We start from the raw sequence: 24,355 nt of genomic DNA on the forward strand, positions 1-24,355 counted from the left end.
CTGAATGCAAGCCACCCGCATCATTGCCGTACGCCATGGCGAAACTGCCTGGAACGTCGACACCCGCATCCAGGGCCACCTGGACATTCCCCTGAACGAGACCGGCCAGTGGCAGGCCCGGCAACTGGCCCAGGCGCTGGCCGGCGAGGCCATCGACGCCATCTACGCCAGCGACCTGCAGCGCGCCTTTGCCACGGCCCAGGCCGTGGCCGACGCCACAGGCGCGCCCATCACGCCCGAGACCGGGCTGCGCGAGCGCAGCTTCGGCCACTTCCAGGGCCGCACCTTCGCCGAGATCGAGGCCGAGCTGCCCGAGGACGCACGGCGCTGGCGCAAGCGCGACCCGCACTACACGCCCGAGGGCGGGGAGTCGCTGGTGATGCTGCGTGAGCGCATCGAGCGCACGGTGTTCGCGCTGGCGGAAAGGCACCCTGGCGAGCAGGTGCTGATGGTGGCGCACGGTGGCGTGCTCGACGTGCTCTACCGCCTGGCCACGCGCCAGGAGATCCAGGCGCCGCGCACCTGGCAGCTGTCCAACGCGGCCATCAACCGCCTGCTGTGGACCCCCGACGGCCTGACGCTGGTCGGTTGGGCCGATACCCAACACCTGGACAACGCGGCCCGCGATGAAACCTTTACCTGAAGCCCTGCGGGCCAGCATCGGCATGCGGGTGGACCTGATCGACACCCCGGCGCTGGTGGTGGACCTCGACGCGATGGAGCGCAACATCCAGCGCATGGCCGAGTTCGCGCGCAAGCACCGGGTGCGCTGGCGCCCGCACGCCAAGATGCACAAGAGCGCCGAGCTCGCCCTGCTCATGCAACAGGCCGGCGCCCAGGGCGTGTGCGTGCAGAAGGTGGCCGAGGCCGAAGCCCTGGCCGCTGGCGGCGTGAACGACATCTACATCAGTAACCAGGTCGTGGCCGCCCCCAAGCTGCTGCGCGTGGCACGGCTGGCCGCTCAGTTGGCGGCACGCGGCGGGCGCCTGGCGCTGGCGGTGGACCACCCCGAGGGCATCGAACGCCTGGCCGAAGCCATGGCGCTGGCGGGCAGCGACGCCGGCATCGACGTGTTCGTGGAAATCGACGTGGGCCAGGGCCGCTGCGGCGTGCCGCCGGGTGACGAGGCCGTGCCGCTGGCCCAGGCCATCGTGCGCCACGTCCCCCGCCTGCGCTTTGCCGGGCTGCAGGCCTACCACGGCCGCGCCCAGCACCTGCCGGGCATGGCCGAGCGGCGCGAGACCATTGCCGGCGTGGTGCGCGCAGCCGCCTACACCCGCCACCGCATCGAGGCAGCGGGCATTCCCGTGCCCCTCGTCACCGGATCGGGCACGGGCACCCTGGTGCACGAGGCGGCCAGCGGGGTCTATGGCGAACTGCAGGCCGGCTCCTTCCTGTTCATGGATGCCGACTACGCGCGCAACGAGCGTGAGCCGGCGCAGCCGAGCTTCGAGCACGCGCTGTTCATCAAGACCCAGGTGATCTCCGTGCGCGACACGCATGCGGTGTGCGATGCCGGGCACAAGAGCCACGCCATCGACTCGGGCCTGCCCGTGGTGGCCATGCTGCCGCCCGAACGCGCGCTGCGCTACGGCAACGGCGGCGACGAGCATGGACTGCTCTTCACCGAATCGCCCAAGGCGCGGCTGCCGGCCCTGGGCCGCATGCTGTGGCTCATCCCCGGCCACTGCGACCCCACGGTGAACCTGCACGACTACCTGATCGGTGTGCGCGGCGGGCTGGCCCTGGGCACGGTGGAACGCATCATCAGGGTTGATGCCAGAGGCGCGCTGACCTGATTGGGGCAAGAATCGGCGAAACCCTGCATTCGCCCCATGAGCCCCAGCCAGATCATCGTCCTTGCCACACCCGTCTTCTTCGTTCTGATCGCCATAGAACTGGCGGTGGGCTACAAGCGCCAGCGCGTGACCTACCGCATGGCCGATGCCATCAGCAGCATCAGCCTCGGGATGCTGAGCCAGACCAGCGCGGTGTTCACCCGGCTGTTGCGCATCGGCATCTACACCGCCGTGTTCGAGCATGTGGCGTTGTGGCGCAATGATGCCTTCTGGCTGAGTGTGCCGGGCTGGCTGCTGGCCCTGGTGTTCTACGACTTCTGCTACTACTGGCTGCACCGCATGGGCCACGAATCGGCCGTGCTCTGGGCCGCGCACGCGGTGCACCACCAGAGCCAGGACTACAACCTCTCGACCGCGCTGCGCCAAACCAGCTCCGGTGCGCTGCTGGGCTGGGTGTTCTATGTACCCATGGCATTGGCGGGCGTGCCGCCGCTGGTGTTTGCCATCGTGGCGCTGGTGGACCTGCTCTACCAGTTCTGGGTGCACACCGAGCAGGTGGGGCGCCTGGGATGGTTCGACCGCTGGTTCTGCAGCCCCAGCAACCACCGCGTGCACCATGCGGTGAACGACGTCTACCTGGACAAGAACTACGGCGGCATCCTGGTCCTGTGGGACCGGATGTTCGGCACCTTCAAGGACGAGGATGACCGGGAGAAGTGCGTCTACGGCACGCGTGGCCTGCTCAACAGCTGGGACCCGCTGTGGGCCAATGCCCAGGTGTACGCGGGCCTGGCGCACGACAGCTGGCATGCGCGCAGCTGGCTCGACAAGCTCCGGGTCTGGATCAAGCCCCCGGGCTGGCGCCCGGCCGACGTGGCCGAGCGTTTCCCCAAGCCGGCCTTCGACATCGCCCAGGTGCCGCTGTACCACCCGCCCATGTCGCGCGCGCTGCAATGGTTTGCGGGCGTGCAGTTCGCACTCATGCTGGCAGGCGTGGCCGCCTTTCTGTGGCAGGCCGATACAGCGCCGCTGGTGGACAACGCGGTCTGGTTCACCACGCTGCTGGCCACGCAGTGGGCACTGGGTGCAGCGGTACAGGGGCGCATCGGCATGGGGATGGCGCTCGTGATCGAATCGGCGGCGCTGGCCACGGCCACCAGCGTGCTCGGGCTGCAGGAATGGCACTGGCTCTTCAAGCCGCTGACCATGGTGATCGCCATCGCCGTGGTCGCCGGGCATCTGCGCGCAGCCGTCCCGGGTGGCGGACTCGACCGGGCCGAGGGCCGCTGGCTCATCGCTGCGCTGGCCGGCTCGCTCGCGGGCGATGTGTTCCTGATGTTCGGCGGCTTCTTCATCCCCGGGCTGGTGAGCTTTCTGCTCGCCCACCTGTGCTACATCGTGCTGTTCCGCAAGGGCGTGCCGTGGTTCGAGCGGCGCGGCGCGCTGCTGGCCACGCTGGCCATCGGCGTGGGCATGTATGCCTTCCTGTGGCTCGGCGGCCTGCCGGTGGCCCTGCGCGGGCCCGTGGCGGCCTATGTGCTGGTGATCGCGCTCATGGCCGCCCAGGCCATCGGCCGTGCCTCCGTGCTCGGCGGGCGCGGGGCCTGGCTGGTCGCCATCGGCGCGGGCTTCTTCATGCTCAGCGATGCCACGCTGGCCACCAACCGCTTTGTGCAGCCCCTGCCGCTGGCCCAGCTGTGGGTGCTGGCCACCTACTACATCGCGCAGGTGCTGATCGTGGCCGGCATGCTGGACGGGGCCGGCGGCCCCCGCCGCAACCCGGTCAGCGAGGAAGGTCCTGCTGCAAGCGCTGCAGTGCCGCCGACGGGATATGCGACGCCCAGGCCATGAGCAAGGCCCCCAGCGCCAGCAGGAACCAGGCCATCAGCAACCACAGGAAGGTATCGGCATTGCGCTGGCCCGGGTGGGACTGCAGGTTCAGCGCCGCCACCTCTTCGAGCACCCCGGCGAGCCCCCGGCCCGCCACGTAGTGGTAGACCGCGCCGCCCAGCGCCCACAGGCCGACGAACATCAGCGCCAGGCCCATGCAGGCCAGCCCGGCGCGCGGTCGGCGCCCCACGAAGACGAACCATGCCGACAGACCGCCCACCACCACGGCCGTGCCCGTCCACCAGGGCTGCAGGTCATCGCGCGCGAGCGGCAGCACCCATTCCCACGCCCAGGGCAGCGGGGCCAGCAGCCACTCGGATTGCGGCGCCAACCCGGGCCAGGCCCCCAGGGCGCCCCACATGCCCGGCGCGCTCAGCAGCCACAGCAGCAAGGTGATACCCGCCAGCACGGCCGTGGCCGCGTAGGCCCTTAGCCGCCAGCGTTGGCAACGCTCGGACGCCATGGCGGGCCAGTGGCGCCCCGCCAGGTAGCTGGACCACGCTGCCGCCAGGCACCACGCGCTGGCCGTGCCCCCCACAGCCACCCAGCCGGGCAGGTCCTCGAAGCCCTCGAACATGAACACCGTGAGCTGGCCATAGACCACCCCGCCCAATCCGTAGAGCAGCATGGTGCCCACGACCAGGGCCAGGCCGCAGGAACCAACGAACCTGCGCCCAGGCGCGAGGGCATCCCACAGGGCCCGCAAGGCCGGCGTCCAGGGCATCCCAGGGCTCCGGCGCACGGGCGCCGCCTTGGTGGCGCTTTCGCGCAGTTGCTTGCGGCGTTTGCTGGAGCGTGCCATGGACGAACAGCCCCCGCCTGTCTTCAGCTTTCGAACAGGTCCTGCCCGCCGGTCTTGGGCGGCGTCACGCCCAGGTGCCGGTAGGCGGCCAGCGTGGCCACGCGGCCGCGCGTGGTGCGCTGCAAGAAGCCCTGCTGGATCAGGTAGGGCTCGATCACGTCCTCGATGGTGCCCGCCTCCTCACCGATGCTGGCGGCAATGTTGTCCAGGCCCACGGGGCCGCCGTCAAAGCGGTGCACCACGGCCTCGAGCAGCTTGCGGTCCATCACGTCGAAGCCCTGTGGGTCCACGTCGAGCATGGCCAGGGCGCGGTTGGCGATATCGAGGGTGATGCGGCCATCACCCTTGACATCGGCATAGTCGCGCACGCGGCGCAGCAGGCGGTTGGCGATGCGCGGCGTGCCGCGCGAACGGCGCGCGATCTCGAAGCCGCCGGCCTCGTCCATGGGCGCATTGAGCAGGCCAGCGCTGCGCTGCACGATGCGCGCCAGCTCCTGCGCGGTGTAGAACTCCAGCCGCGCAACGATGCCGAAGCGGTCGCGCAGCGGGTTGGTGAGCATGCCGGCGCGCGTGGTGGCCCCCACCAGGGTGAAGGGCTGCAGGTCGAGCTTGATGCTGCGCGCCGCCGGCCCTTCGCCGATCATGATGTCGATCTGGTAGTCCTCCAGCGCGGGGTAGAGGATTTCCTCGACCACGGGCGACAGGCGGTGGATCTCGTCGATGAAAAGGACGTCGTTCTTTTCCAGGTTGGTCAGCAGCGCGGCCAGGTCCTTGGGCTTTTCGAGCACCGGGCCGCTGGTCTGGCGCAGGTTCACCCCGAGCTCGGCCGCGATGATGTGGCTCAGCGTGGTCTTGCCCAGGCCGGGTGGGCCGAACAGCAGCACGTGGTCCAGCGCCTCCCCGCGCTTGCGCGCCGCGCCGATGAAGATCTCCAGCTGCTCGCGCGCCTTGGCCTGGCCCACGTACTCCTGCAGCAGCTTGGGGCGCAGGGCGCGCTCGATGGCCTCTTCCTGCGGGGAGGCGGGCGCGGCGGACACTACGCGCTTGGGCGGCGGTACGGGGGCAAAGTCGTCGGTCTGGATGGTCACGGTGGTTTTGTCCGGGGTCGAATGCCCGCGCGGGCGGGCCGACAGGAACTATATCGCCCGGGCGACGCCGCAGGGGTAAAGTAAGTGGGTACTGTGCCGATACATGACGCACACCATGAAACAGATGATGCCCGCGCCCACCCGCCTGCCAAGGCAGCTGCCCCTGCTGGCCGCGCTGGCCATCTGCGGCGGCGCCGCCTTTGACGCGACCGCCCAGACCACGCCGCCCCCGCCTTCCCGGGCCGCCAGCGGCACCATCCGCATCGAGAACCCGCAGGACAAGGCCACCCTGGCCACCCGGATCGACGAGGCCATCCAGCGCGCCAAGGCCAGGAATGACGCCCCCGCCACGCCGGGCGCGCGCAGGAAGGCCGAGCCGCTGCCCAGCGTGGAAGTGCGCATACCACCGGAACGCCCGCACAAGCCGGCCAAGGCCGAAGCGCCCCATCCCGCACCGCCCCGGCCAGCCCTGCAGGACCCTGGCGCCAGCCGCCGCTACATCCAGACGCGGGCGGCCGAGCTGGCCGCCGCCGCGCCGACAGCACCACCGCCACCACCCGCCGACCCGCGCACGGTGCGCTGGGACCATGGCAGCGGCGACAGGGGTCCCGTGGCCTGGGGCGGCCTGCACCCCGACTTCGCGGCCTGCAGCCAGGGCACGCGGCAATCGCCGATCCACATCACGAACCAGGACGTGGCGCTCGGCCCGGCCGACCCCTTGCCCTTCGGCAACCAGTTCTTCGGCGGCACGGTAGGGGACACCGGGCACGGCCTGGCGCTGGAGGTGGAAGGCGCCAGCATCCTGCCCCTGCGCGGAGCCCCCTGGCGCCTGGTGCGCCTGCAGTTCCGCCACCCGGCGGAGGAGCGTGTGCACCTGCAGAACTACCCCATGGCCACCGAACTGGTGTACCAGGGCCCGAGCGGCCAGATGGCCGTGGTGAGCGTGCCCATGCAGTTGGGCAGCCCCAATGCCTTCATCACCCGCATCTGGACCCACATGCCGCTGGACGCACAGGACCGCGTGCGCCTGCCGCAGCCGGTGCTCTCCGTGGGCGAGCTGCTGCCGCAGGACCGGCGCTACTACCAGTACGCAGGCTCCCTGAGCACCCCACCCTGCACCGAGGGCGTGCTGCGCATCGTGATGAAGACCCCGGTGAGTGTGGGGCTCGAACAGCTGCGCCTGCTGCAGCGCGTGTCGCCCCCCAACGCGCGCCCCGTGCAGGCCACCAACGGCCGCCTGGTACGCGAAGCCCAGTAACTATTTGGCCAGCGATTTGAGCGCCAGCTTGATGCCGTCGCTCACGCCCACGTCGGCCGGCAGCGCCTTCAATGCGGCGGCCGCTTCCTTGTCGTTGTAACCCAGGGCCAGCAGCGCCTGCAGGATGTCGGCCTGCGCGTCGCTGGCGGCGTGGCTGTACGCGCCACCCATGTCGGCACCCAGCTTGCCCTTGAGCTCCAGCAGCAGGCGCTCGGCGGTCTTCTTGCCGATGCCGGGCACCTTGACTAGGCGCCCCGCCTCCTGCAGCGTGATGGCCTGGGCCAGGTCGCCCACGCCCATGCCGCTCAGGATGGACAGCGCCGTGCGCGGGCCCACGCCCGAGATCTTGATCAGCTCGCGAAAGGCCTGGCGCTCCTCGGCCGTGGCAAAGCCGTACAGCAGCTGCGCATCTTCGCGCACGATGAACTGCGTGAGCAGGCTCACGCGCTCCCCCACCGAGGGCAGGTTGTAGAAGGTGCTCATGGGCACATTCACCTCGTAGCCCACCCCGTGGCAGTCCAAAAGCACCTCGGGGGGATTCTTCTCCAGCAGGGTGCCGGTCAATTTGCCTATCATTGATGTCCTTTGCCGTCGCTGGCGTGACAAGCAGCGCCGTCGCTCTTGCGTTCTTTTCCATTGCCTGACGGGAATTATCAGCGTGATCCTGCGCCACACCTTCACTCCCCACAACAACACCCGGCTCACGCACCTGTGCGGCCCGGCCGATGCGCACCTGCGCACCATCGAGGTGGCGCTGCAGGTGAGCATTGCGCACCGGCACGAACAGTTCAAGGTGGACGGCCCCAAGGCCAAGGCCACCCAGGCCATGGAGCTGCTGCAGGCCCTGTACGAGATGGCCGAGCGCCCGATCCCCGAGGACCACATCCAGCTCATGCTGGCGGGGGACAGCGAGCTGCTGGAGGCACCGGACGACGCCATCGTGCTCAACACGCGCCGCCCCGACCTGCGCGGGCGCACGCCCACGCAGAACCTGTACCTGCAGAACATCGCCACGCACGACATCACCTTCGGCATCGGCCCGGCCGGTACCGGCAAGACCTACCTGGCCGTGGCCTGCGCGGTGGATGCGCTGGAGCGCAGCAACGTACAGCGCATCGTGCTGACCCGCCCGGCGGTGGAAGCCGGCGAGCGCCTGGGCTTTCTGCCCGGCGACCTGGCGCAGAAGGTGGACCCCTACCTGCGCCCGCTGTACGACGCGCTCTATGAGCTGATGGGCAACGACAAGGTGCAAAAGGCCTTCGAGCGCAACGCCATCGAGATCGCGCCACTGGCCTTCATGCGCGGGCGCACGCTGAACAACGCCTTCGTGATCCTGGACGAAGCCCAGAACACCACGCCCGAGCAGATGAAGATGTTCCTCACCCGCATCGGCTTCGGCTCGCGCGCCGTGGTCACCGGGGACGTGAGCCAGATCGACCTGCCCAAGGGCGCGATGAGCGGCCTGGTCGATGCCGAGCGCGTGCTCAAGCGCGTCAAGGGCATCGCCGTCACCCACTTCACCAGCGCCGACGTGGTGCGCCACCCGCTCGTGGCGCGCATCGTGGACGCCTACGACGCGCCCCGCCGAGCCGCGGCTGCACGCACCCGCGCGTGATCCGGCAGACACCAGAGGAAAAGCCCGCCCCATGCCCTTGAACCAACTCTCCCTGTCGCTGCAGTTCGGCCGTTTCGACGGCGTCGCCGCGCACCGCGCTGTGCTGCCGCGCCACAAGGTCACGCGCTGGATACGCCATGCCCTGGCCACCGATGCCGAGATCACCGTGCGCATCGTCGACGCCGAGGAGGGCCGCCAGCTCAACCAGGACTACCGCCACAAGGACTATGCGACCAATGTGCTGACTTTCGACTACACGCAGGAGCCCGTGGTCACGGCCGACCTGGTGCTGTGCGCCCCGGTGATCGAGCGCGAGGCGAAGGAGCAGAACAAGAGCCTGGAAGAGCACTACGCCCACATGCTGGTGCACGGCGCGCTGCACGCCCAGGGCTGGGACCACGAGACCAGCGCGGCCGATGCCGACGAGATGGAGGCCTACGAGACGGCCATCCTTCAGGAGCTGGGCTTTGCCGATCCCTACGATGCCAAGCCCGTCGCACCCCACAAGGCGAAGGCGCGCAAGCGCTAGGAAGCTGCGTCCACCGGCTGCCACCACGACAGTGCGCGTTGCTGCGCACCCCACTGGACAGTGAAGTAATTGCCACCACCATTGGCGGGCTGGTCCCAGCGCCGCGAGATGGGATGGCCCGTGAGATGGCAGTACAGCAAGGAACCGACTGCCCCGTGCGAGACGATGGCAATGTCGCCCGTCGTGGTGTCCATGGCCGCGATGGTGGCCACGGCCGCAACGATCCGGGCCTGCGCATCGGCGGCCGTTTCCCAGCCGCGCACCGATTCGCCCGGCTGCGCAAAGAACACATCGGCCACGGACTCGAATTCCGCCAGGGGCAGGTAGCCGGTGGCGGAGCGGTCGTTCTCGCCCAGTTCGGCCATCGGCGTGAACGCCAGTTCGCAGTGGGCCGCCAGGATGGCCGCGCCATCGATGGCTTTTTGCTCGGTACTGCAGTACACGGCCGAGACGTCAGGCACCCAGGGCTGCGACAGGGCCGCTGCCATGCGCGCCCGCCCGCGCCCGGACAGGGGCCAGCGCGTGATCGGCATCTGGGGGCTGATCACCACGTCGGGGTGGCTGATGAAATGGATGGTGCGCATGGACTCTTGGCAAAAAGGGGGCCGGGTGGCGCAGGCGATGCCCGGCCAGCGCTGTTTTTAACGCAAAACACCTTTTACCCAGTGCAGGCACGGCCATGCGCCATGGCATCGCCACTCCCAGCACTGGCGCGCCCTCCCGGCCTTATTTCCCAGCGGGCACGGCCCAAGCCGGTCCGCATTGGAAGGCACCGTCGCCCCAAAAAGCCTGCCGCCCGCACCTAAGATGCGCGGCGCGCCGGCCCCAGACCGGCTTCTCCACGATGTGAAAGCCCCATGTTCGAAACCGCCCTGCTGCTCACCGCCGCCTTCGTGGCCGGCGCCCTCAACGCCGTTGCCGGGGGCGGCAGCTTCCTGACCCTGCCAGCCCTGGTGTTCACGGGTGTGCCGCCCGTGGTGGCCAATGCCACAGGCACCGTGGCGCTGCTGCCGGGCTACCTGGCGGGGGCCTGGGGCTTTCGCGAAGACACGGCCCCGCCGCCGGGCCTGTCGATGCGGCTGCTGGTGGCGCTGTCCCTGGCTGGCGGAGCCGCCGGCGCGGCCCTGCTGCTGGTGACGCCCGAGGCCACCTTCCGCCGCGTGGTGCCCTGGCTGCTGCTGGCCGCCACCGCGCTGTTCGCCTTCGGCCCCTGGCTGCGGCAGCGCCTGGCGGGTGGTGCGCCCTCCATCCCCAAGGCCGTAGCGGGTGTGCTGGCCGTGGCGGCTTACGGCGGCTACTTCAACGGCGGCCTGGGTATTCTTCTGCTGGCGCTGTTCGGGCTGCTGGGACAGACGAATCTGCATGCCATGAACGGGCTCAAGAACTGGGTCTCGGCGTTGCTCACGGCGATTGCCGTGGCCATCTATGCCGCTGGCGGCATGGTGCTGTGGCCTCAGGCCCTGGTGATGATGCTCGCCGCCACGGCCGGGGGCTATGGCGGGGCGCGCGTGGCACGGCACATTCCCGCACAGTGGCTGCGCGGCGGCATTGTGGCCACAGGGCTGGTGATGGCAGGTGTGTTCTTCTGGCGGCAGTGAACACGGGGCACCGGCAGGGCACCAGTGCCTTAAGCTCAAAGGGCTTTTCTTCACGTATCCATGCTGCTGCGCATCCTCTCCATCCTGTTCCCGCTGTTCGCCATTGCCACCCTGGGCTATGCCGTCGGGCGGCGCCTGAAGCCCAACCTGAGCACGACCAACGAACTCAACCTGGCGGTGTTCGCGCCGGCCCTGGTGTTCGGGGCCATCGCCAGCAAGGATTTCCGCGCCCAGGACCACCTCTCGCTGCTGGCGGCCACGCTGTTGCTGATGGTAGGCACCGGCGTGGTGGGATGGCTGGTGGCGCGCGCACTGCGTTGGGACCCCAAGACGCTGGTGCCGCCGATGATGTTCAACAACTGCGGCAACCTGGGCCTGCCGCTGGCGGTGCTGGCCTTTGGCCAGGACGCGCTGGCCCCGGCGGTGGCGATGTTCATCGTCTCCAACGCGCTGCAGTTCTCTTTCGGCATCTGGCTGTTGGACCACCAGGCACGACTGCGCACGGTGTGGGCATCTCCCCCCAACCTCGCGGCCATCGCGGGGCTGGTGGTGGGCCTGGCGGGGTGGGAGCTGTGGCCCCCTCTGCTCACGGCCATCCGCATGGTGGGCGACATCTCCATCCCGCTGATGCTGTTCGCGTTGGGGGTGCGCATGGCGGACTCGCGCATCCAATCCATCGGCTTCGGCCTCTTCGGTGCCGTGCTGCGCCCGGTGGCCGGCATGGCGATCGCCTGGGCCGTGGCCTGGGGCATGGGCCTGGCGTCGCGCGAGCAGGGCTTGCTGCTGGTGTTCGGAGCCCTGCCACCTGCAGTGATCAACTTCATCCTCGCCGAGCGATACCGGCAGGAGCCGGACAAGGTGGCCTCGATGGTGCTCATCGGCAATCTGGGCGCCCTGGTGTTCCTTCCCATCGCACTGGCATTCACGCTGCAGTAGCGACCTGGGTTCAGGCACGAAACGCAGGCCTTGCACACGGCGGATGCACCTTGCCCCTCGGCTCCCCGGGGGCACTGTCATGAAGGCGCAACGCGCAGCGCCGACAGTTGAATCAAATTGTTACATTGGTTCAGCAGCCAGTCCCTCCCATGACCGTTCGCCTGCGCATCACCCTGCTCATCGTCCTCACCTTCCTGGCGCTGTGCGCCATCGGTGGCTATGCGCTCTACCAGTCGTCCCGTGGCGCCCAGCAGGTGAAGGCCGTGACCGAAGGGGTCGTGCCCAGCACCATCCAGTCGGTGGAGATGATGGGCCAGCTCAAGGACGTGCACATCGCCACGATGGCCATGGTGTCCGCGCCCGATGAAGAGAGCGCCAAGACCACCTATGAGGCCTTGAGCTCGCGCAAGAGCGAACTCAAGCAAGCCCTGGCTTCGCAGATGCGCCAGGCCGACAGCGATGCCCAGCGCGGCCTGATCAAGGAGGCCGAGATGAGCCTGGAGAACTACTTCCAGGCCATCGACGACACCGCCAAGTTCAAGCTGGCAGGCCAGCAGGAAGCCGCCGAGGCCACCATGGCCGCCACCGTGGACCAGTACCTGCGCGAGCAGGGCCAGATGATCGAGGCCGTGCAGGTGGAAAAGCGCCGCGGCAAGGACCAGGCCATTGCCTCGCTGAACGCCAACCTGACCCAGACCACGACGACGCTGAGCGCCATCACGGTCCTCGCCGTCCTGGCCATGGGCGGCATCGGCCTGCTGCTGTACCGCCAGATCGTGCGCCCCATCGGCGAGATGGAGCGCAAGATGACCGAGATCGCCACCAGCCAGGACTTCTCGCACCGCGTGCCCGTGGCGCGCATGGACGAGATCGGGCGTTCGCTCACGGCCTTCAACCTGATGGTGGAAAAGATCCAGGAAAGCACCGAACTCGTGCGCCGCAAGACGGCCGACATCCAGGTCATGCTGCACACCATCCCGCAGGGCATCCTGACGCTGCAGGCCGGCGGTGTGGTCCACCCCGAGTACTCGGACCACCTGGCCAGCATCGTCGAGACCCGCGAGATTGCCGGGCGCAGCGTGGGCGATGTGCTGCTGAACCACACCGACCTGGGCGCCGATGCGCTGGCGCAGGCCACCACTGCCATCGACGCCTGCATCGGCGAAGACGAAATGAACTTCGAGTTCAATGCCCACCTGCTGCCCGGCGAGGTGAGCGCGAGGTTCGCAGGCGGCGAATCCAAGGTGCTGGACCTCACCTGGTCGCCCATCGCCTCGGCCGACGGCAGCATCGAGCGGCTGATGCTGTGCGTGCGCGACGTGACCGAACTGCGCGAGCTGGCACGCGCCGCCCAGGCACAGAAGCAGGAGCTGGCGATGATCGGCGAGGTGCTCGCCGTGCAGCAGGAGAAGTTCCACGACTTCGTGGACAGCTCGGCCTCCTTCGTGCTGCACAACCAGCGCCTGCTGGATGGTGCGGCCACCGATGCAGCGGCCCGCGCAGCTGCCGTGGCAGAGCTGTTTCGCAACATGCACACCATCAAGGGCAATGCCCGGACCTATGGCCTGCTGAAGCTGGCCGACGTGGCACACGCGGCCGAGCAGCGCTACGACGCACTGCGACAGGAGCTGTCGGGCTGGGACGGCGCAGCGCTGGGTGCCGAGCTGCAGGCGGTGCGTGCATCGCTGGAGACCTACGCGCACATCAACGACACCAAACTGGGCCGCAAGGGCCCGGGGCGCCGCGGCAGCGTGGAGAAGTACCTGATGGTGCCGCGCGAGCGCATCGACGAACTGCTGCAAGCGGCGGGCAGTGCCTTGCACGACAGCAGCGACCTGCATGCCACGCGCGCCCTGCTGGAACAGGTGCAGCATGCCCTGCAACTGCTGGGCACGCACACACTGCACGACGTGCTGGAGACGGTGGTGGCCTCGCTGCCCGACCTGGCGCAGGAGCTCGGCAAGGAAGCGCCCAGGGTCGTCATCACCGATGGCGGCGTCGCGCTGCGCGCCCAGGTGACCGACGTGCTGCGCAACACCTTCATGCACCTGCTGCGCAATGCGCTCGACCATGGCATCGAAGCCGCGCAGGAACGCGCCGCGCACGGCAAGCCGTCCCAGGGCAGGATCGAGATCGCCCTGCGCCAGGCGGGTGGCCAGATCACGCTGCGGCTGTCCGATGACGGACGGGGCCTGAACCTGGACCGCATCCGCGCCAAGGCCATCGCATCGGGCCTGGTGCCGGAAGACAGCGCCCTGGCGCCAGCCGAGACGGCGCAGCTGATCTTTGCGCCCGGCTTCTCCACGGCCAGCGAGGTGACTGCCATCTCGGGACGCGGCGTGGGCATGGACGCAGTGAAGGCCTTCATCGAATCCGTGGGTGGCAGCATCGCGCTGGAACTCCTGCAGGGCGGGGCTTCTGCGGGCCACGCACCCTTCCAGACCGTGATCCACCTGCCCGCCCAGTACGGCGTGGCACACCGCGCCCCGGCCGAGCGCGCCGAGAAGGAAGCGCAATGATGGAGACACTGATTCTTCTGTGCGGCTGCGCCCTGGGCGCCGTGGCCGGCTGGTGGCTGTGTGGCCGCACGCTGCGCAAGGCAGCCTTGCAGACCGAGGACGTCGGCAGGGATGCGCAATGGGAGGTGGAGAGCGAGAACGCCCGCCTCCAGTCCCAGGTCGATCTGCTGCACGACGCGCTGCATCAGGCCCAGGCCCAGATGCTGGAAGCCACCGGGCAGTGGGCGCAGGAGCAGCGCCTGATCGAGCACAGTGCCGGCCAGCAGGCGCAGGCCGTGGTGCAAGGTGCCATGGGCCACAGCCAGACCCTGGCCAAGGCCCTGGCCGAGTTGCAGGGCATCAGCAAGACCTTCGAGCGCTGGCATGCCGACATGAGCAAGCTGGTGGCCCACAACAAGGACATGCACGAGAAGAACGACGAGTTCGCACGCATCGTGCGCCAGATGGTGATCGTGGCACTCAACGCCTCGATCGAGGCGGCGCGTGCAGGCGCCGCAGGCCGTGGATTCGCCGTGGTGGCCAATGAAATGCGCGCCCTGTCGGTCAACGCCGAGGCCTTGGCCAAGCACTACCGGGACAACCTCTACAAGAACGACCTGATCGCCACCACCACCTTCCAGGACATGCAAGCGGGCGGCAAGATGATCATCAATGCGTCCATGGGCCTGGAGCTGACCAACCGCAAGATCCAGGCCGCCCTGTGCGCCTGATGCCGAGCCCATGACCGTGAGCCAACGCGCCAGGGACAGCCTGGACCGGATGATGATCGAGGGCCTGCGCCAGAGCATGGCGCAGCAGCAGCCGCAAGCGCAGATCCGCACCGTGCCGGAGGTGGCGCAGGGGTCGCTCACGCACATGGCGGTGCTGTCGATCGCCTCCTACTCGTTTCGCATCATCGCGGCGCTGCACTTCGTTCACGATGCGCGCACGCGCGAATGGATTGCAGGAGTGACCGGGCAGGACGAGAGTGAACTGGGTCCGCAGCAGTTCATCGACGCCATCTGCGAGATCGGCAACATGTGCTGCGGCGCGCTGAACCGCGAGCTGGGCGCCTTCCACGACTGCCTGGGCCTGTCGACCCCGCAGATCCTGGACATCCGCAGCCTGCCGCACATGGCGCAGATCGGCACCGACCACCTGCAGCATTTCGAGATCGACATGCTCCCCGGCCTGCCGCTGTACGCCACGCTGTGCGCCCGGGCCTACACCCCCCTGGACTTCCACTGGCGGGCGCCCGAGGTGCAGGAGATCGCGGGCGAGCTGGAATTCTTCTGACTTCTTTCTCTTCTCAAGGACACCACCATGGCCAACATCCTCGTCGTCGACGACTCCAGCACCGTGCGCAACGAAGTCGGCGGCTTCCTGGGCAAGAACGGCTTCGACATCGCCTTCGCGGTGGACGGCCGTGACGGCCTGACCAAGCTGCAACAGGATTCACGCATCAAGCTCGTGGTCTGCGACGTGAACATGCCCCACATGGACGGCCTGACCATGGCCGAGAAGGTGCGCAGCGAGCTCAAGAACACCGGCGTCAACATCGTGATGCTGACCACCGAGAATTCGCCCGCCATGAAGGAGCGCGGCAAGGCCGCCGGCATCCGTGGCTGGATCGTCAAGCCGTTCAATGGCCCGGCCGTGCTCGGCTCGTTCCAGAAGCTCGTTGCCGCCTGATCCTGCCTACTGCGCAGGCGCGATGCGCAGCGGTATGGTGATCGGCCCGTCGTTGACGAGGTGCACCTGCATCTCGGTCGCGAAGCGGCCGGTGGCCACCACCGGGTGCAGGGCACGCGCCTGCTGCACCACGTAGTCGAACAGGCGGCGGCCTTCGTCGGGCGCGGCGGCCTGGGTGAAGCTCGGGCGGTTGCCACCCGTGGTGTCGGCGGCCAATGTGAACTGGCTCACCAGCAGCAGGCCGCCCGCCACATCCTGAACGCTGCGGTTCATCTTGCCGGCATCGTCGCCGAAGATGCGCAGCTTGAGCAGCTTGGCCAGCAGTTTGTCGACCTCGGCTTCGGTATCGCCGCGCTCGGCACACACCAGCACCAGCAGGCCGTGGCCGATGGCGCCCACGGTCTGGCCCTCCACGTCCACGCGCGCCTCGCGCACACGCTGAATCACACTGATCACGTCGTCACTTCCTTGGGTTCGGGTTCATGGAAAAGGGCTTCCACGTCGGTGGGCAGCAACTCGATGGTGGCACGCAGGCCGGGCACGGCAGACACCAGTGCCTGTTCCACCTGGCCGCGCAGCTGGGCCGCCTGGCCCAGCGTCCAGCTGCCGGGCACATGCAGGTGCAGGCCGACGAACTGGCGCTGGCCCGCGCGCCGCGTGGAGACATGGTCGAAGCGCAGGGCACCAGGCGCCTGGGCCACCACGAATTGCCGCAGCGTGGCCTCGATGGTGGCCTGGACCTCGGGCTCCACCGCTTCGTCCATCAGGCCCTGCGAGGACCGCCAGACCAGCGACACCCCCTCGCGCAGGATATTGAGCGCCACCGCGATGGCGGCCACGGCATCGAGCCAGAGCCAGCCCGTGATCGCCGCGCCCGCGATGCCCACGAGCACGCCGGCCGAGGTCCAGACGTCGGTGAAGAGGTGCCGCGCATCGGCCTCCAGCGCGATCGACTGGTGCACGCGCGATGAGCGCAGCATGAGCCAGGCCAGCACGCCGTTGAGGACCGAACTCGCCACCGAGAGCGCCAGGCCCCAGCCTACCTGCTCGATGGGCTGCGGCGCGAACAAGCGGTGCCCGGCAGCCCAGAGGATGCCCAGCGACACGCCGACGATGAGGATGCCCTCGAAGCCCGAGGAGAAGTACTCGGCCTTGTGGTGGCCGTAGGGGTGGTTCTCGTCCGCCGGCAGCTGGGCAATGGTGACCATGGCCAGCGCGAAGACCGCGCTGGCCAGGTTGACGAAGGACTCCATGGCATCCGACAGCAGGCCGACCGAGCCGGTCACGTACCAGGCGGCCGTCTTGAGCGCGATGGTGACCAGCGCCACGCCCACCGACGCCCAGAGCAGGTTGCGTGGCGTGAACCAGGGATGGAGAGAGGGAGCGGCAGCAGGCATGGCGAGTGGGGCGGTGCCCGATTACACCAGACCCCACACGTGCCAGAATCCGCCCCATGACCAAGGCATGGCATCACCGCCTCGCAGGATTGCTGTTGTGGGCCCTTGTGGCCGCCGCCGGTGCCGGCTGGCTGGCGCATGCGCGCGTGGAGCAGTTGCGTGCGGCCTTCGACACGGACGCGCGCATCGTGCACCGGCTGCTGAGCCAGCGCGTGGTGCAGCACGACGCCGTGATGGCCACGCTGGCGCTGCTGCAGCCCCCGGTGCCCGGCGCCGTGGCCGACACGGCTGCCGCCTCGACCCTGCCGCGCCTGCCCTCGGTCTACCCCCAGATCCTGGCCGTGCTGCAGCGCCCGGCCGGCGGTGCCTGGCCTGCCGCGCAGAAGGCCGCGCTCGATGCGGCCGAGGCCGCGTCGCGCCGCTCCGGCCGCGCCGAGATGGCCCTGGCCGACCTGGCCGCCGGTCGCTACCACCTGGTGCTGGCAGGCACGCCGGCCAGCTATGCCCTGCAGATCGACCTGGCGGCGACCGTGCCGCTGGAGGAATGGCCGATGAACCCGGTGACCAGCCCGGTGCGCGTGGCGCTGGACCGGGCCGGCCAGTCCTTCGTGGTGCAGCCGGGGCGCCGCCTCGACCGCATGGGCTGGCACTTCAACGTGCACAAGCTGCTGGCATCGCCGAGCCAGCCCCTGGACGTGGTGGCCGAACGCACCGTGACCCCGGCCGAGCTGCCCTGGTGGACCATGCTGGGCTGGTGCGTGCTCACGGCCGCCCTCTGGGCCGGTGCGCTGGCCTGGTGGCGCCAGCGCGTGGCGCGCCAGCGGGCCGAGGAGCTGCTGCGCCTGGGCCAGGTGGCCCGGCTCAACACCCTGGGCGAGCTGGCCGCCGGCATGGCGCACGAGCTCAACCAGCCCCTCACGGCCCTGCTGGCCAGCACCCAGGCCGCCAAGCGCCTGCTGGGCGAATCGCCGCCCGACCTGGACACCGCCTTCGACGCCATGGGCCGCGCCGTGGAACAGGCACGCCGCGCATCGGCCGTGGTGGGCCGGCTGCGCCGCCTGGTGGAGCGCCCCGACCTGGCCGGGCAGGCCCAGCCGCTGGCCCTGCCGGCCGCCGTGCAGGACGTGCTGCACCTGGTGGAGCCCGAGCTCAAGCAGCGCGGCGTGGCGCTGGACCTGGCCGCCGAACCCGACCTGCCCGCGGTGCTGGCAGAGCCCGTGGCCCTGCAGCAGATCGTGCACAACCTGGTGATGAATGCCCTGCAGGCCATGGAGCAGGTGCCGGCAGGCGAGCGCCGGCTGGAGCTGCACCTGGCCCGGCAGGACACGGGACAGGTGGCGCTGACCGTGCGCGACCATGGCCCGGGCATACCCGCCGAGGCGCGCGAGCGCCTGTTCGAGCCCTTCTACACCACGCGCGAAGGGGGCCTGGGCCTGGGGCTCACGCTGTGCGAAAGCCTGGCCCAGGCCATGGGTGCGCAGCTGTGGCTGGCGCCCGCGGCCGGCCGGGGCGCGGCCTTCGTGCTGGTGCTGCCGGTCACGGCGCAGGCGCCCGCGGCGGCGCACCCGGCTGCCCCCCTCCACACCCCCGTGCTTCCATGACCGACCTTGCCACGCCCCTGTCCCCGCTGATCCAACTGGTGGACGACGATGCCGCCGTGCGAGAGGGCCTGTCCCTGCTGATCGGCACCGTGGGCCTGCGCGTGCAGGCCTGGGCCGACCCGCTGGCCTTTGCCGCGGGCTTCGACCGTGCCGGCATCGGCGCCATCGTGCTCGACGTGCGCATGCCCGGCACCAGCGGGCTGGCCCTGCTGGAGCAGCTGCTGGCGCAGGGCGTGGACCAGCCGGTGATCATGCTCACCGGCCATGGCACGGTGGACATGTGCCGCCGCGCCTTCAAGGCCGGGGCCGCCGAGTTCCTCGAAAAGCCGGTGGACGACGAGGTGCTGCTCGAAGCCTTGCAGAACGCCGTGCGCCAGCACGTGCGCTCACGCGAGCGCCACCAGGCCGACCAGCAGGCCCGCGAGCGCCACGCCCAGCTATCGGCACGCGAGCGGGAGGTGCTGGGCCTGATCGTCGAGGGCCTGACCAACAAGGAGATCGGCCGCGCGCTGGAACTCTCGCCGCGCACGGTGGAAACCCACCGCGCCAACCTGTTTGCCAAGCTCGGCACCGAGTCGCTGGCGCAGCTGATACGGCGCTACGCCGCGCTGGTGGACAGCGCTCCGTAATTCTACGGAGGCGCGCGCGTAGCCGCACGAATGGTGCCGGCGGCCCGCATTTTTTACAGTTCTCCCACGGCCCGACACCCTGCCAGGCCGGCCTTCCACACCACCGGAGAACACACCATGCAACGCCACTTCAAGACCGCCGCCATCGCCCTCGCTTTCGTCGCCACCGCTGCCAGTGCCGAAGGCGTGCGCACAGAAAAGAACATCTCGCTGGACCTGGCCACGCAGATCGCCGCCCAGACCGTGGCCACCTGCACCGCCAACGGCTATGCCGTGACCGCCACCGTGGTGGACCGCGCCGGCACCGTGCGCGCCGTGTACCGCGCCGACAACGCCGGCCCGCACACCCTGGAAGCCAGCCGCCTGAAGGCCTACACCTCGGCCTCGGCCAAGAACACCACGCTGGCCATGATGGAAGGTGCGCAGAAGAACCCCGCAGCCGCCAACCTGGTCAACATCCCCGGCTATCTGCTGCTGGGCGGCGGCGTGCCGGTGAAGGTGGGCAACGAAGTGATCGGCGCCGTGGGCGTGGGCGGTGCGCCCGGCGGCCACCTGGACGAGCAATGCGCTGTGGCCGGCATCGCCAAGGTTCAGGACCAGCTCAAGTAAGCCTCAGGCAACCGACGGAGACAAAGCCATGGCCCACCGCACCGCCCCTTCATTCGCGAGCACGGCGCGTGCGCTGTGCGCCATCGCCGCAACCCTGGCCTGCGCTGCGCTGCAGCCGGCCCAGGCCCAGGTGCCGCCCAGCCCGACGGACATCGCCGCCTACCAGGGTGTGCACGCGGCGGCGGCCCAAGGTGACAGTGCCGCCCTGCAGCGCCTGCTTGCAGGAGCCGGCGCCGCCCAGGTCAATGCTCGCGACGCCCATGGGCGCACGCCCCTGCACGTGGCCACCTTTGCCCGCCAGCGCGAGGCCATCCGCGTGCTGGCCAAGGCCGGCGCCGGGCTGGACCTGCTGGAGAACGACCGCTACGACGCCGTGACGATCGCCGCCGTGGCGGACGACGAGGACACCCTGGCCCTGCTGCTCTCGCTGGGCGCCAGTGCCAAACAGGTGACCAGCCGCTACGACGGCACGGCCCTGATCGCCGCCGCCCACCTGGGCCACGATGGCGTGGTGCGCCAGCTGATCGCGGCCGGCGCCCCGCTGGACCATGTGAACAACCTGCACTGGACGGCATTGATCGAGTCCATCGTGCTGGGCAACGGCGGGCCGCGCCACCAGGCCACGCTCAAGGCCCTCGTCAAGGCCGGCGCCAGCCAGGCACTGACCGACCGGCAGGGCAACACGCCGCTGCAACTGGCGCGCCAGCGGGGCTACGATGCCATGGTGCAAATGCTCAGTCGGTAACGAGCCTGGCCTTGACGGCCTTGCCCTTGACCCGGCCGCTGTTGAGGCGGTCTGCCGCCTGACGGGCGATGGCCCGGTCCACCGCCACGTAGGTGGAAAACTCGTTGACGTTGATCTTGCCGATCTGTTCGCGGGTGTAGCCCATGTCGCCGGTGAGCGCGCCCAGCACGTCGCCGGCGCGGATCTTTTCCTTGCGCCCACCGATGATCTGGATGGTGGCCATGGGGGGCACCAGCGGCCCGCTGCCCGTGGGTGTGAGCTCGGCCAGCGGGTACCAGCGCGATTCGCGGCCCTGCAGCTGCTCGATCTTGCCCACGCTGCCCATCTCGTCCATGCTCGCCAGGTTGAGCGCCAGGCCCTCGGCATCACCCCGGCCGGTGCGGCCGATGCGGTGGATGTGCACCTCGGGGTCGGGCGTCACGTCCACATTGATCACGGCCGCCAGATTGGCGATGTCGAGGCCGCGCGCGGCCACGTCGGTGGCGACGAGCACCGAGCAGCTGCGGTTGGCGAACTGCACCAGCACCTGGTCGCGCTCGCGCTGCTCGAGCTCACCGTAGAGCGCCAGGGCGCTGAAGCCCTGGGCCTGCAGCACGGCGACCAGGTCGCGGCACTGCTGCTTGGTGTTGCAAAAGGCCAGCGAGGATTCGGGCCGAAAATGGTCGAGGATCTGCGAGACGGCGTGCAGCCGCTCGGAGTTCTTCACCTCGTACCAGCGCTGTTCGATCTTGCCTTCGGCATGCTGGGCCTGCACCGTGATCTGCTCGGGCGCCTTCATGAACTGCTGGCTGAGCTTGGCGATGCCCTCGGGGTAGGTGGCCGAGAACAGCAGCGTCTGGCGCTCCTTGGGGCACTGGCGCGCCACGGTGGCGATGTCGTCGAAGAAACCCATGTCCAGCATGCGGTCGGCCTCGTCGAGCACCAGGGTGTTGAGCGCCTCCAGGGAGAAGTTCTGCCGCTCCAGGTGGTCCATCACCCGGCCGGGCGTGCCGACCACGATGTGGGCGCCGTGCTCCAGGCTCACGGTCTGGCCGCGCAGCGGCACGCCGCCGCACAGGGTCACGACCTTGATGTTCTCTTCGGCCCGCGCCAGGCGGCGGATTTCGGTGGTCACCTGGTCGGCCAGCTCGCGCGTGGGGCACAGCACCAGCGACTGCACGGCAAAGCGGCGCGGGTTGAGGTTGGCCAGCAGGGCCAGGGCGAAGGCCGCCGTCTTGCCGCTGCCGGTGCTGGCCTGGGCGATCAGGTCCTTGCCCAGCAGGGCGGGCGGCAGGCTGGCCGCCTGGATGGGGGTCATCTGCGTGTAGCCCAGCTGCTGCAGATTGGCCAGCGTGGCGGGGCTGAGGGCCAGCGCACTGAAATCGGTGGCGGCTTGGTTTTCTTTGGAGGTCATGGGGGGATTATCCGGGGAGGGCCGCAAATGCCCTATTTGATGCCGCGCAGCATAGGTGCAACTACCTGCGCCAGCGCCGGATGAATCGGCTATAACGAAGACAGTGCAGGAACCGGGTGGTACATGCCAGAAACGATCAACGCAGCCAGCACCGCCGAGCAAGGCCGCTCCAGCGACCTGCTGTTGCGCCTGATCGCGGACTCCGTGCCCGCGCTGATGGCCTATTTCGACCTGCCCGGTCTGCGCTGCCTGTTCGCCAACCAGGGCTACGCGGCCTACAACGGCCATTCCACCGAATCCATCCTCGGCCTCACGGTGCAGGAAGCCATCGGCGACAAGGCTTGGCAGGCCATACAGCCCCATGTGGAGCGCTCCAGCCGGGGCGAGCACGTCAAGTATGCGCGCGAGCAGACCCTGCCCAATGGCGAGTCGCGCATGATCGAGGTGAATCTCATTCCGCATTTCGAGGATGCGCAAAAGCTCCGGCAGGTCGGATCCTTCGTGCTGATCACCGACATCACCGAGCGCTGGCGTGCCGAACGCTCGGTGCGCGAGAGCGAAGAGCGCATGCGCAAGTTCACCGAGGCGACGGACGAAGCCATCGTGTTCCACCGCGACGGGCTGATCTCCGACGGCAACGAGGCCTTGTACCGGCTCACCGGCTACGCGCTGCACGAGGTGGTGGGCCTGTCCATCTTCAACTTCATCAGCCCCGAATGGCGCGCCGTGGCGCTCGACTACACACGCAGCGGCCGCGAGGACCCTTACGAGGTCACCATCCGCCACAAGGACGGCCACGCCATTCCGGTGGAGGTGGTGGGCAAGACCATGCCCTTCCACCATGCGGACTACCGCATCGTGGTGGTGCGCGACATCACGGCGCGCAAGCAGGCGCAGGAGCGCGAGGCCTTCAATGCCCTGCACGACTCACTCACGCAACTGCCCAACCGGCGCCACCTGATGGACCGGTTGTCCCAGACGCTGGCCCGCCGCCAGGGCCGGTTGGCTGTGCTGTTCGTGAACCTGGACCATTTCAAGACCGTGAACGATTCGCTCGGACACCACGCGGGCGACCAGTTGCTGCGCGAGGTGGCCGACCGGCTGCGCCACTGCGTGGGAGAAGCCGACATGGTGGCCCGCTTGGGCAGCGACGAGTTCGTGCTGGTGCTCACCGGCATCCATGCGCCCGATGATGCGGCCCAGGTCGCCGACGCCGTGCTGCAGGCCATGCGCACCGTCTTCACGGTGGGCCACCTGCCGCTGACCATGTCGCCGTCCATCGGCATCAGCCTGTTCCCGGACGACGGGGCCAGCGGCGATGCGCTGCTGCGCTGTGCCGACGCGGCCATGCAGCAGGCCAAGGACAGTGGCCGCGGCAACCGGCAGTTCTACCAGCCCGGCATGGACCTGCGCGCCATGGAGGTGCTGCAGCAGGAGCGCCTGCTGCGCGAGGCCATCGCGGACAACGCCTTCGTGCTGCACTACCAGCCGCAGATCTGCCTGAAGGACGGTGCGCTGCGGGGCTTCGAGGCCCTGGTGCGCTGGCGCCACCCGGTGCGCGGCCTGGTGGGGCCCAGCGACTTCATCACCTTTGCCGAGTCGCGCGGGCTGATCACACCGATCGGCCGCTGGGTGCTGCACGAAGCCTGCCGCCAGCTCAAGGCCTGGCAGGACGAGGGCCTGGCCCTGGTGCCGGTGGCCGTCAACCTGTCAGCGCTGGAGTTCCGCCAGCGCGACGTGGCCGGCGAGATCGCCGCCGCCCTGGAGGCCACGGGCCTGGCGCCGCAGTACCTGGAGATCGAGTTGACCGAATCGGTGCTGATGCACCAGACCGGCCAGGTGCTCGGTACGCTGCAGGCCCTCAAGGACCTGGGCGTGGGCATTTCCATCGACGACTTCGGCACCGGCTACTCGTCGCTGGCCTACCTCAAGCGCTACCCGATCGACAAGCTCAAGATCGACCGGTCCTTCGTGATGGACACCCCGGGCAGCGCCGATGACGTGGCCATCGTCACCGCCATCGTGCAGATGGGCCGCAGCCTGCAGCTCCAGACCGTGGCTGAAGGGGTGGAAACCGCCGAACAGATGGCCCTGCTGCGCAGCCTGGACTGCGACCTAGCCCAGGGGCACCTGATCTCGGTGCCCATGGACGCCCCCGCCATCCGCCAGTGGCTCCTTGCGCACTCCACGCGGACGGCGGCCTGAACGCCTGCCCGGCGCCGCCAAGGGCCGATCGGGGGGCTTTCCCACGAATTTCTGATGCGCGGCAAGTGGCT

24 protein-coding genes are annotated in these 24,355 nt (G+C 69.2%); 17 read left to right on the top strand and 7 right to left on the bottom strand.

Going from position 1 to position 24,355, the window contains the following annotated elements; all coding sequences use genetic code 11:
* The first annotated feature begins 4 nt into the window (after positions 1-4).
* From AC07PA_RS08050 to AC07PA_RS08060, 3 genes are read left to right on the top strand one after another with little or no spacing between them, the layout of a single operon-like run.
* Positions 5-643: a histidine phosphatase family protein gene (locus AC07PA_RS08050; protein WP_494608383.1), complete on the top strand. Its 639-nt coding sequence runs from the start codon at positions 5-7 to the stop codon at positions 641-643.
* Complete coding sequence (locus tag AC07PA_RS08055) at positions 627-1,799, top strand: DSD1 family PLP-dependent enzyme (RefSeq protein ID WP_494608384.1); 1,173 nt, start codon at positions 627-629, stop codon at positions 1,797-1,799. Before AC07PA_RS08050 ends, AC07PA_RS08055 begins: the two co-directional genes overlap by 17 nt.
* Positions 1,800-1,835: 36 nt before the next feature.
* A complete protein-coding gene (locus tag AC07PA_RS08060) occupies positions 1,836-3,650 on the top strand; it encodes a lysoplasmalogenase family protein (protein ID WP_494608385.1) in 1,815 nt (604 codons plus the stop codon).
* On the opposite strand, the gene AC07PA_RS08065 is transcribed toward AC07PA_RS08060, so the two are convergent.
* Positions 3,583-4,491, bottom strand: a complete 909-nt coding sequence (locus AC07PA_RS08065) for a hypothetical protein (protein ID WP_494608386.1) — start codon at positions 4,489-4,491, stop codon at positions 3,583-3,585. The genes AC07PA_RS08060 and AC07PA_RS08065 overlap by 68 nt on opposite strands.
* A gap of 23 nt (positions 4,492-4,514) precedes the next feature.
* Complete coding sequence (gene ruvB / locus AC07PA_RS08070; RefSeq protein ID WP_007849548.1) at positions 4,515-5,579, bottom strand: Holliday junction branch migration DNA helicase RuvB; 1,065 nt, start codon at positions 5,577-5,579, stop codon at positions 4,515-4,517.
* A gap of 115 nt (positions 5,580-5,694) precedes the next feature.
* Here ruvB and AC07PA_RS08075 point away from each other — a divergent pair, with 115 nt between their 5' ends.
* Positions 5,695-6,837 carry a carbonic anhydrase family protein gene (locus AC07PA_RS08075; protein WP_494608387.1) on the top strand — a complete coding sequence of 381 codons (1,143 nt, stop codon included), beginning with the start codon at positions 5,695-5,697 and terminating at the stop codon, positions 6,835-6,837.
* Here the strand turns inward: AC07PA_RS08075 and ruvA are convergent, their stop codons facing one another.
* Positions 6,838-7,413 carry a Holliday junction branch migration protein RuvA gene (gene ruvA / locus AC07PA_RS08080; RefSeq protein ID WP_494608388.1) on the bottom strand — a complete coding sequence of 192 codons (576 nt, stop codon included), beginning with the start codon at positions 7,411-7,413 and terminating at the stop codon, positions 6,838-6,840. It lies immediately after the preceding gene.
* Between the two features lie 82 nt (positions 7,414-7,495).
* Here ruvA and AC07PA_RS08085 point away from each other — a divergent pair, with 82 nt between their 5' ends.
* Positions 7,496-8,452, top strand: coding sequence for a PhoH family protein (locus AC07PA_RS08085; protein WP_494608389.1), 957 nt, complete (start codon positions 7,496-7,498; stop codon positions 8,450-8,452).
* Positions 8,453-8,483: 31 nt separating this feature from the next.
* On the top strand, positions 8,484-8,981 hold the full coding sequence (gene ybeY / locus AC07PA_RS08090) for an rRNA maturation RNase YbeY (RefSeq protein WP_494608390.1): 498 nt from the start codon (positions 8,484-8,486) through the stop codon (positions 8,979-8,981).
* On the opposite strand, the gene AC07PA_RS08095 is transcribed toward ybeY, so the two are convergent.
* Positions 8,978-9,565: a histidine phosphatase family protein gene (locus AC07PA_RS08095; protein WP_494608391.1), complete on the bottom strand. Its 588-nt coding sequence runs from the start codon at positions 9,563-9,565 to the stop codon at positions 8,978-8,980. The genes ybeY and AC07PA_RS08095 overlap by 4 nt on opposite strands.
* Before the next feature lie 273 nt (positions 9,566-9,838).
* Here AC07PA_RS08095 and AC07PA_RS08100 point away from each other — a divergent pair, with 273 nt between their 5' ends.
* The 6 genes from AC07PA_RS08100 (at position 9,839) to AC07PA_RS08125 (ending at position 15,705) form a co-directional block, all read left to right on the top strand.
* Complete coding sequence (locus AC07PA_RS08100) at positions 9,839-10,579, top strand: sulfite exporter TauE/SafE family protein (RefSeq protein ID WP_494608392.1); 741 nt, start codon at positions 9,839-9,841, stop codon at positions 10,577-10,579.
* A 60-nt stretch (positions 10,580-10,639) separates the two neighbouring features.
* Positions 10,640-11,515, top strand: a complete 876-nt coding sequence (locus AC07PA_RS08105; protein ID WP_494608393.1) for an AEC family transporter — start codon at positions 10,640-10,642, stop codon at positions 11,513-11,515.
* A gap of 149 nt (positions 11,516-11,664) precedes the next feature.
* Positions 11,665-14,034, top strand: coding sequence for an ATP-binding protein (locus AC07PA_RS08110; RefSeq protein WP_494608394.1), 2,370 nt, complete (start codon positions 11,665-11,667; stop codon positions 14,032-14,034).
* Positions 14,031-14,744, top strand: coding sequence for a methyl-accepting chemotaxis protein (locus tag AC07PA_RS08115; RefSeq protein WP_494608395.1), 714 nt, complete (start codon positions 14,031-14,033; stop codon positions 14,742-14,744). The genes AC07PA_RS08110 and AC07PA_RS08115 overlap by 4 nt, the downstream gene beginning before the upstream one ends.
* 10 nt (positions 14,745-14,754) lie before the next feature.
* Positions 14,755-15,309 (top strand): hypothetical protein, encoded by a 555-nt coding sequence (locus AC07PA_RS08120; RefSeq protein WP_494608396.1) that lies wholly within the window; start codon positions 14,755-14,757, stop codon positions 15,307-15,309.
* Between the two features lie 27 nt (positions 15,310-15,336).
* Positions 15,337-15,705 carry a response regulator gene (locus AC07PA_RS08125; RefSeq protein WP_145694789.1) on the top strand — a complete coding sequence of 123 codons (369 nt, stop codon included), beginning with the start codon at positions 15,337-15,339 and terminating at the stop codon, positions 15,703-15,705.
* 6 nt (positions 15,706-15,711) lie between these two features.
* Here the strand turns inward: AC07PA_RS08125 and dtd are convergent, their stop codons facing one another.
* On the bottom strand, positions 15,712-16,161 hold the full coding sequence (gene dtd / locus AC07PA_RS08130; RefSeq protein WP_494608397.1) for a D-aminoacyl-tRNA deacylase: 450 nt from the start codon (positions 16,159-16,161) through the stop codon (positions 15,712-15,714).
* Positions 16,158-17,102, bottom strand: a complete 945-nt coding sequence (locus AC07PA_RS08135) for a cation diffusion facilitator family transporter (protein ID WP_494608398.1) — start codon at positions 17,100-17,102, stop codon at positions 16,158-16,160. The genes dtd and AC07PA_RS08135 overlap by 4 nt, the downstream gene beginning before the upstream one ends.
* Positions 17,103-17,158: 56 nt before the next feature.
* On the opposite strand from AC07PA_RS08135, the gene AC07PA_RS08140 reads away from it, so the two are divergent.
* The 4 genes from AC07PA_RS08140 to AC07PA_RS08155 all read left to right on the top strand — a co-directional run bounded on the left by AC07PA_RS08140 (position 17,159) and on the right by AC07PA_RS08155 (position 20,686).
* Positions 17,159-18,703 (top strand): sensor histidine kinase, encoded by a 1,545-nt coding sequence (locus AC07PA_RS08140; protein ID WP_494608399.1) that lies wholly within the window; start codon positions 17,159-17,161, stop codon positions 18,701-18,703.
* On the top strand, positions 18,700-19,332 hold the full coding sequence (locus AC07PA_RS08145; protein ID WP_494608400.1) for a response regulator transcription factor: 633 nt from the start codon (positions 18,700-18,702) through the stop codon (positions 19,330-19,332). Before AC07PA_RS08140 ends, AC07PA_RS08145 begins: the two co-directional genes overlap by 4 nt.
* A gap of 117 nt (positions 19,333-19,449) precedes the next feature.
* Positions 19,450-19,941, top strand: coding sequence for a GlcG/HbpS family heme-binding protein (locus AC07PA_RS08150; RefSeq protein ID WP_007860970.1), 492 nt, complete (start codon positions 19,450-19,452; stop codon positions 19,939-19,941).
* 28 nt (positions 19,942-19,969) lie between these two features.
* Positions 19,970-20,686 (top strand): ankyrin repeat domain-containing protein, encoded by a 717-nt coding sequence (locus AC07PA_RS08155; RefSeq protein ID WP_494608401.1) that lies wholly within the window; start codon positions 19,970-19,972, stop codon positions 20,684-20,686.
* On the opposite strand, the gene dbpA is transcribed toward AC07PA_RS08155, so the two are convergent.
* Complete coding sequence (dbpA, locus tag AC07PA_RS08160) at positions 20,676-22,079, bottom strand: ATP-dependent RNA helicase DbpA (protein WP_494608402.1); 1,404 nt, start codon at positions 22,077-22,079, stop codon at positions 20,676-20,678. The two genes, AC07PA_RS08155 and dbpA, sit on opposite strands and share 11 nt — an antisense overlap.
* 123 nt (positions 22,080-22,202) lie before the next feature.
* Between dbpA and AC07PA_RS08165 the strand changes: the two genes are divergently transcribed.
* Positions 22,203-24,284 carry a putative bifunctional diguanylate cyclase/phosphodiesterase gene (locus AC07PA_RS08165; RefSeq protein WP_494608403.1) on the top strand — a complete coding sequence of 694 codons (2,082 nt, stop codon included), beginning with the start codon at positions 22,203-22,205 and terminating at the stop codon, positions 24,282-24,284.
* Positions 24,285-24,355: the final 71 nt, after the last annotated feature.

This window comes from Acidovorax sp. GW821-FHT09B03 (assembly GCF_059418305.1).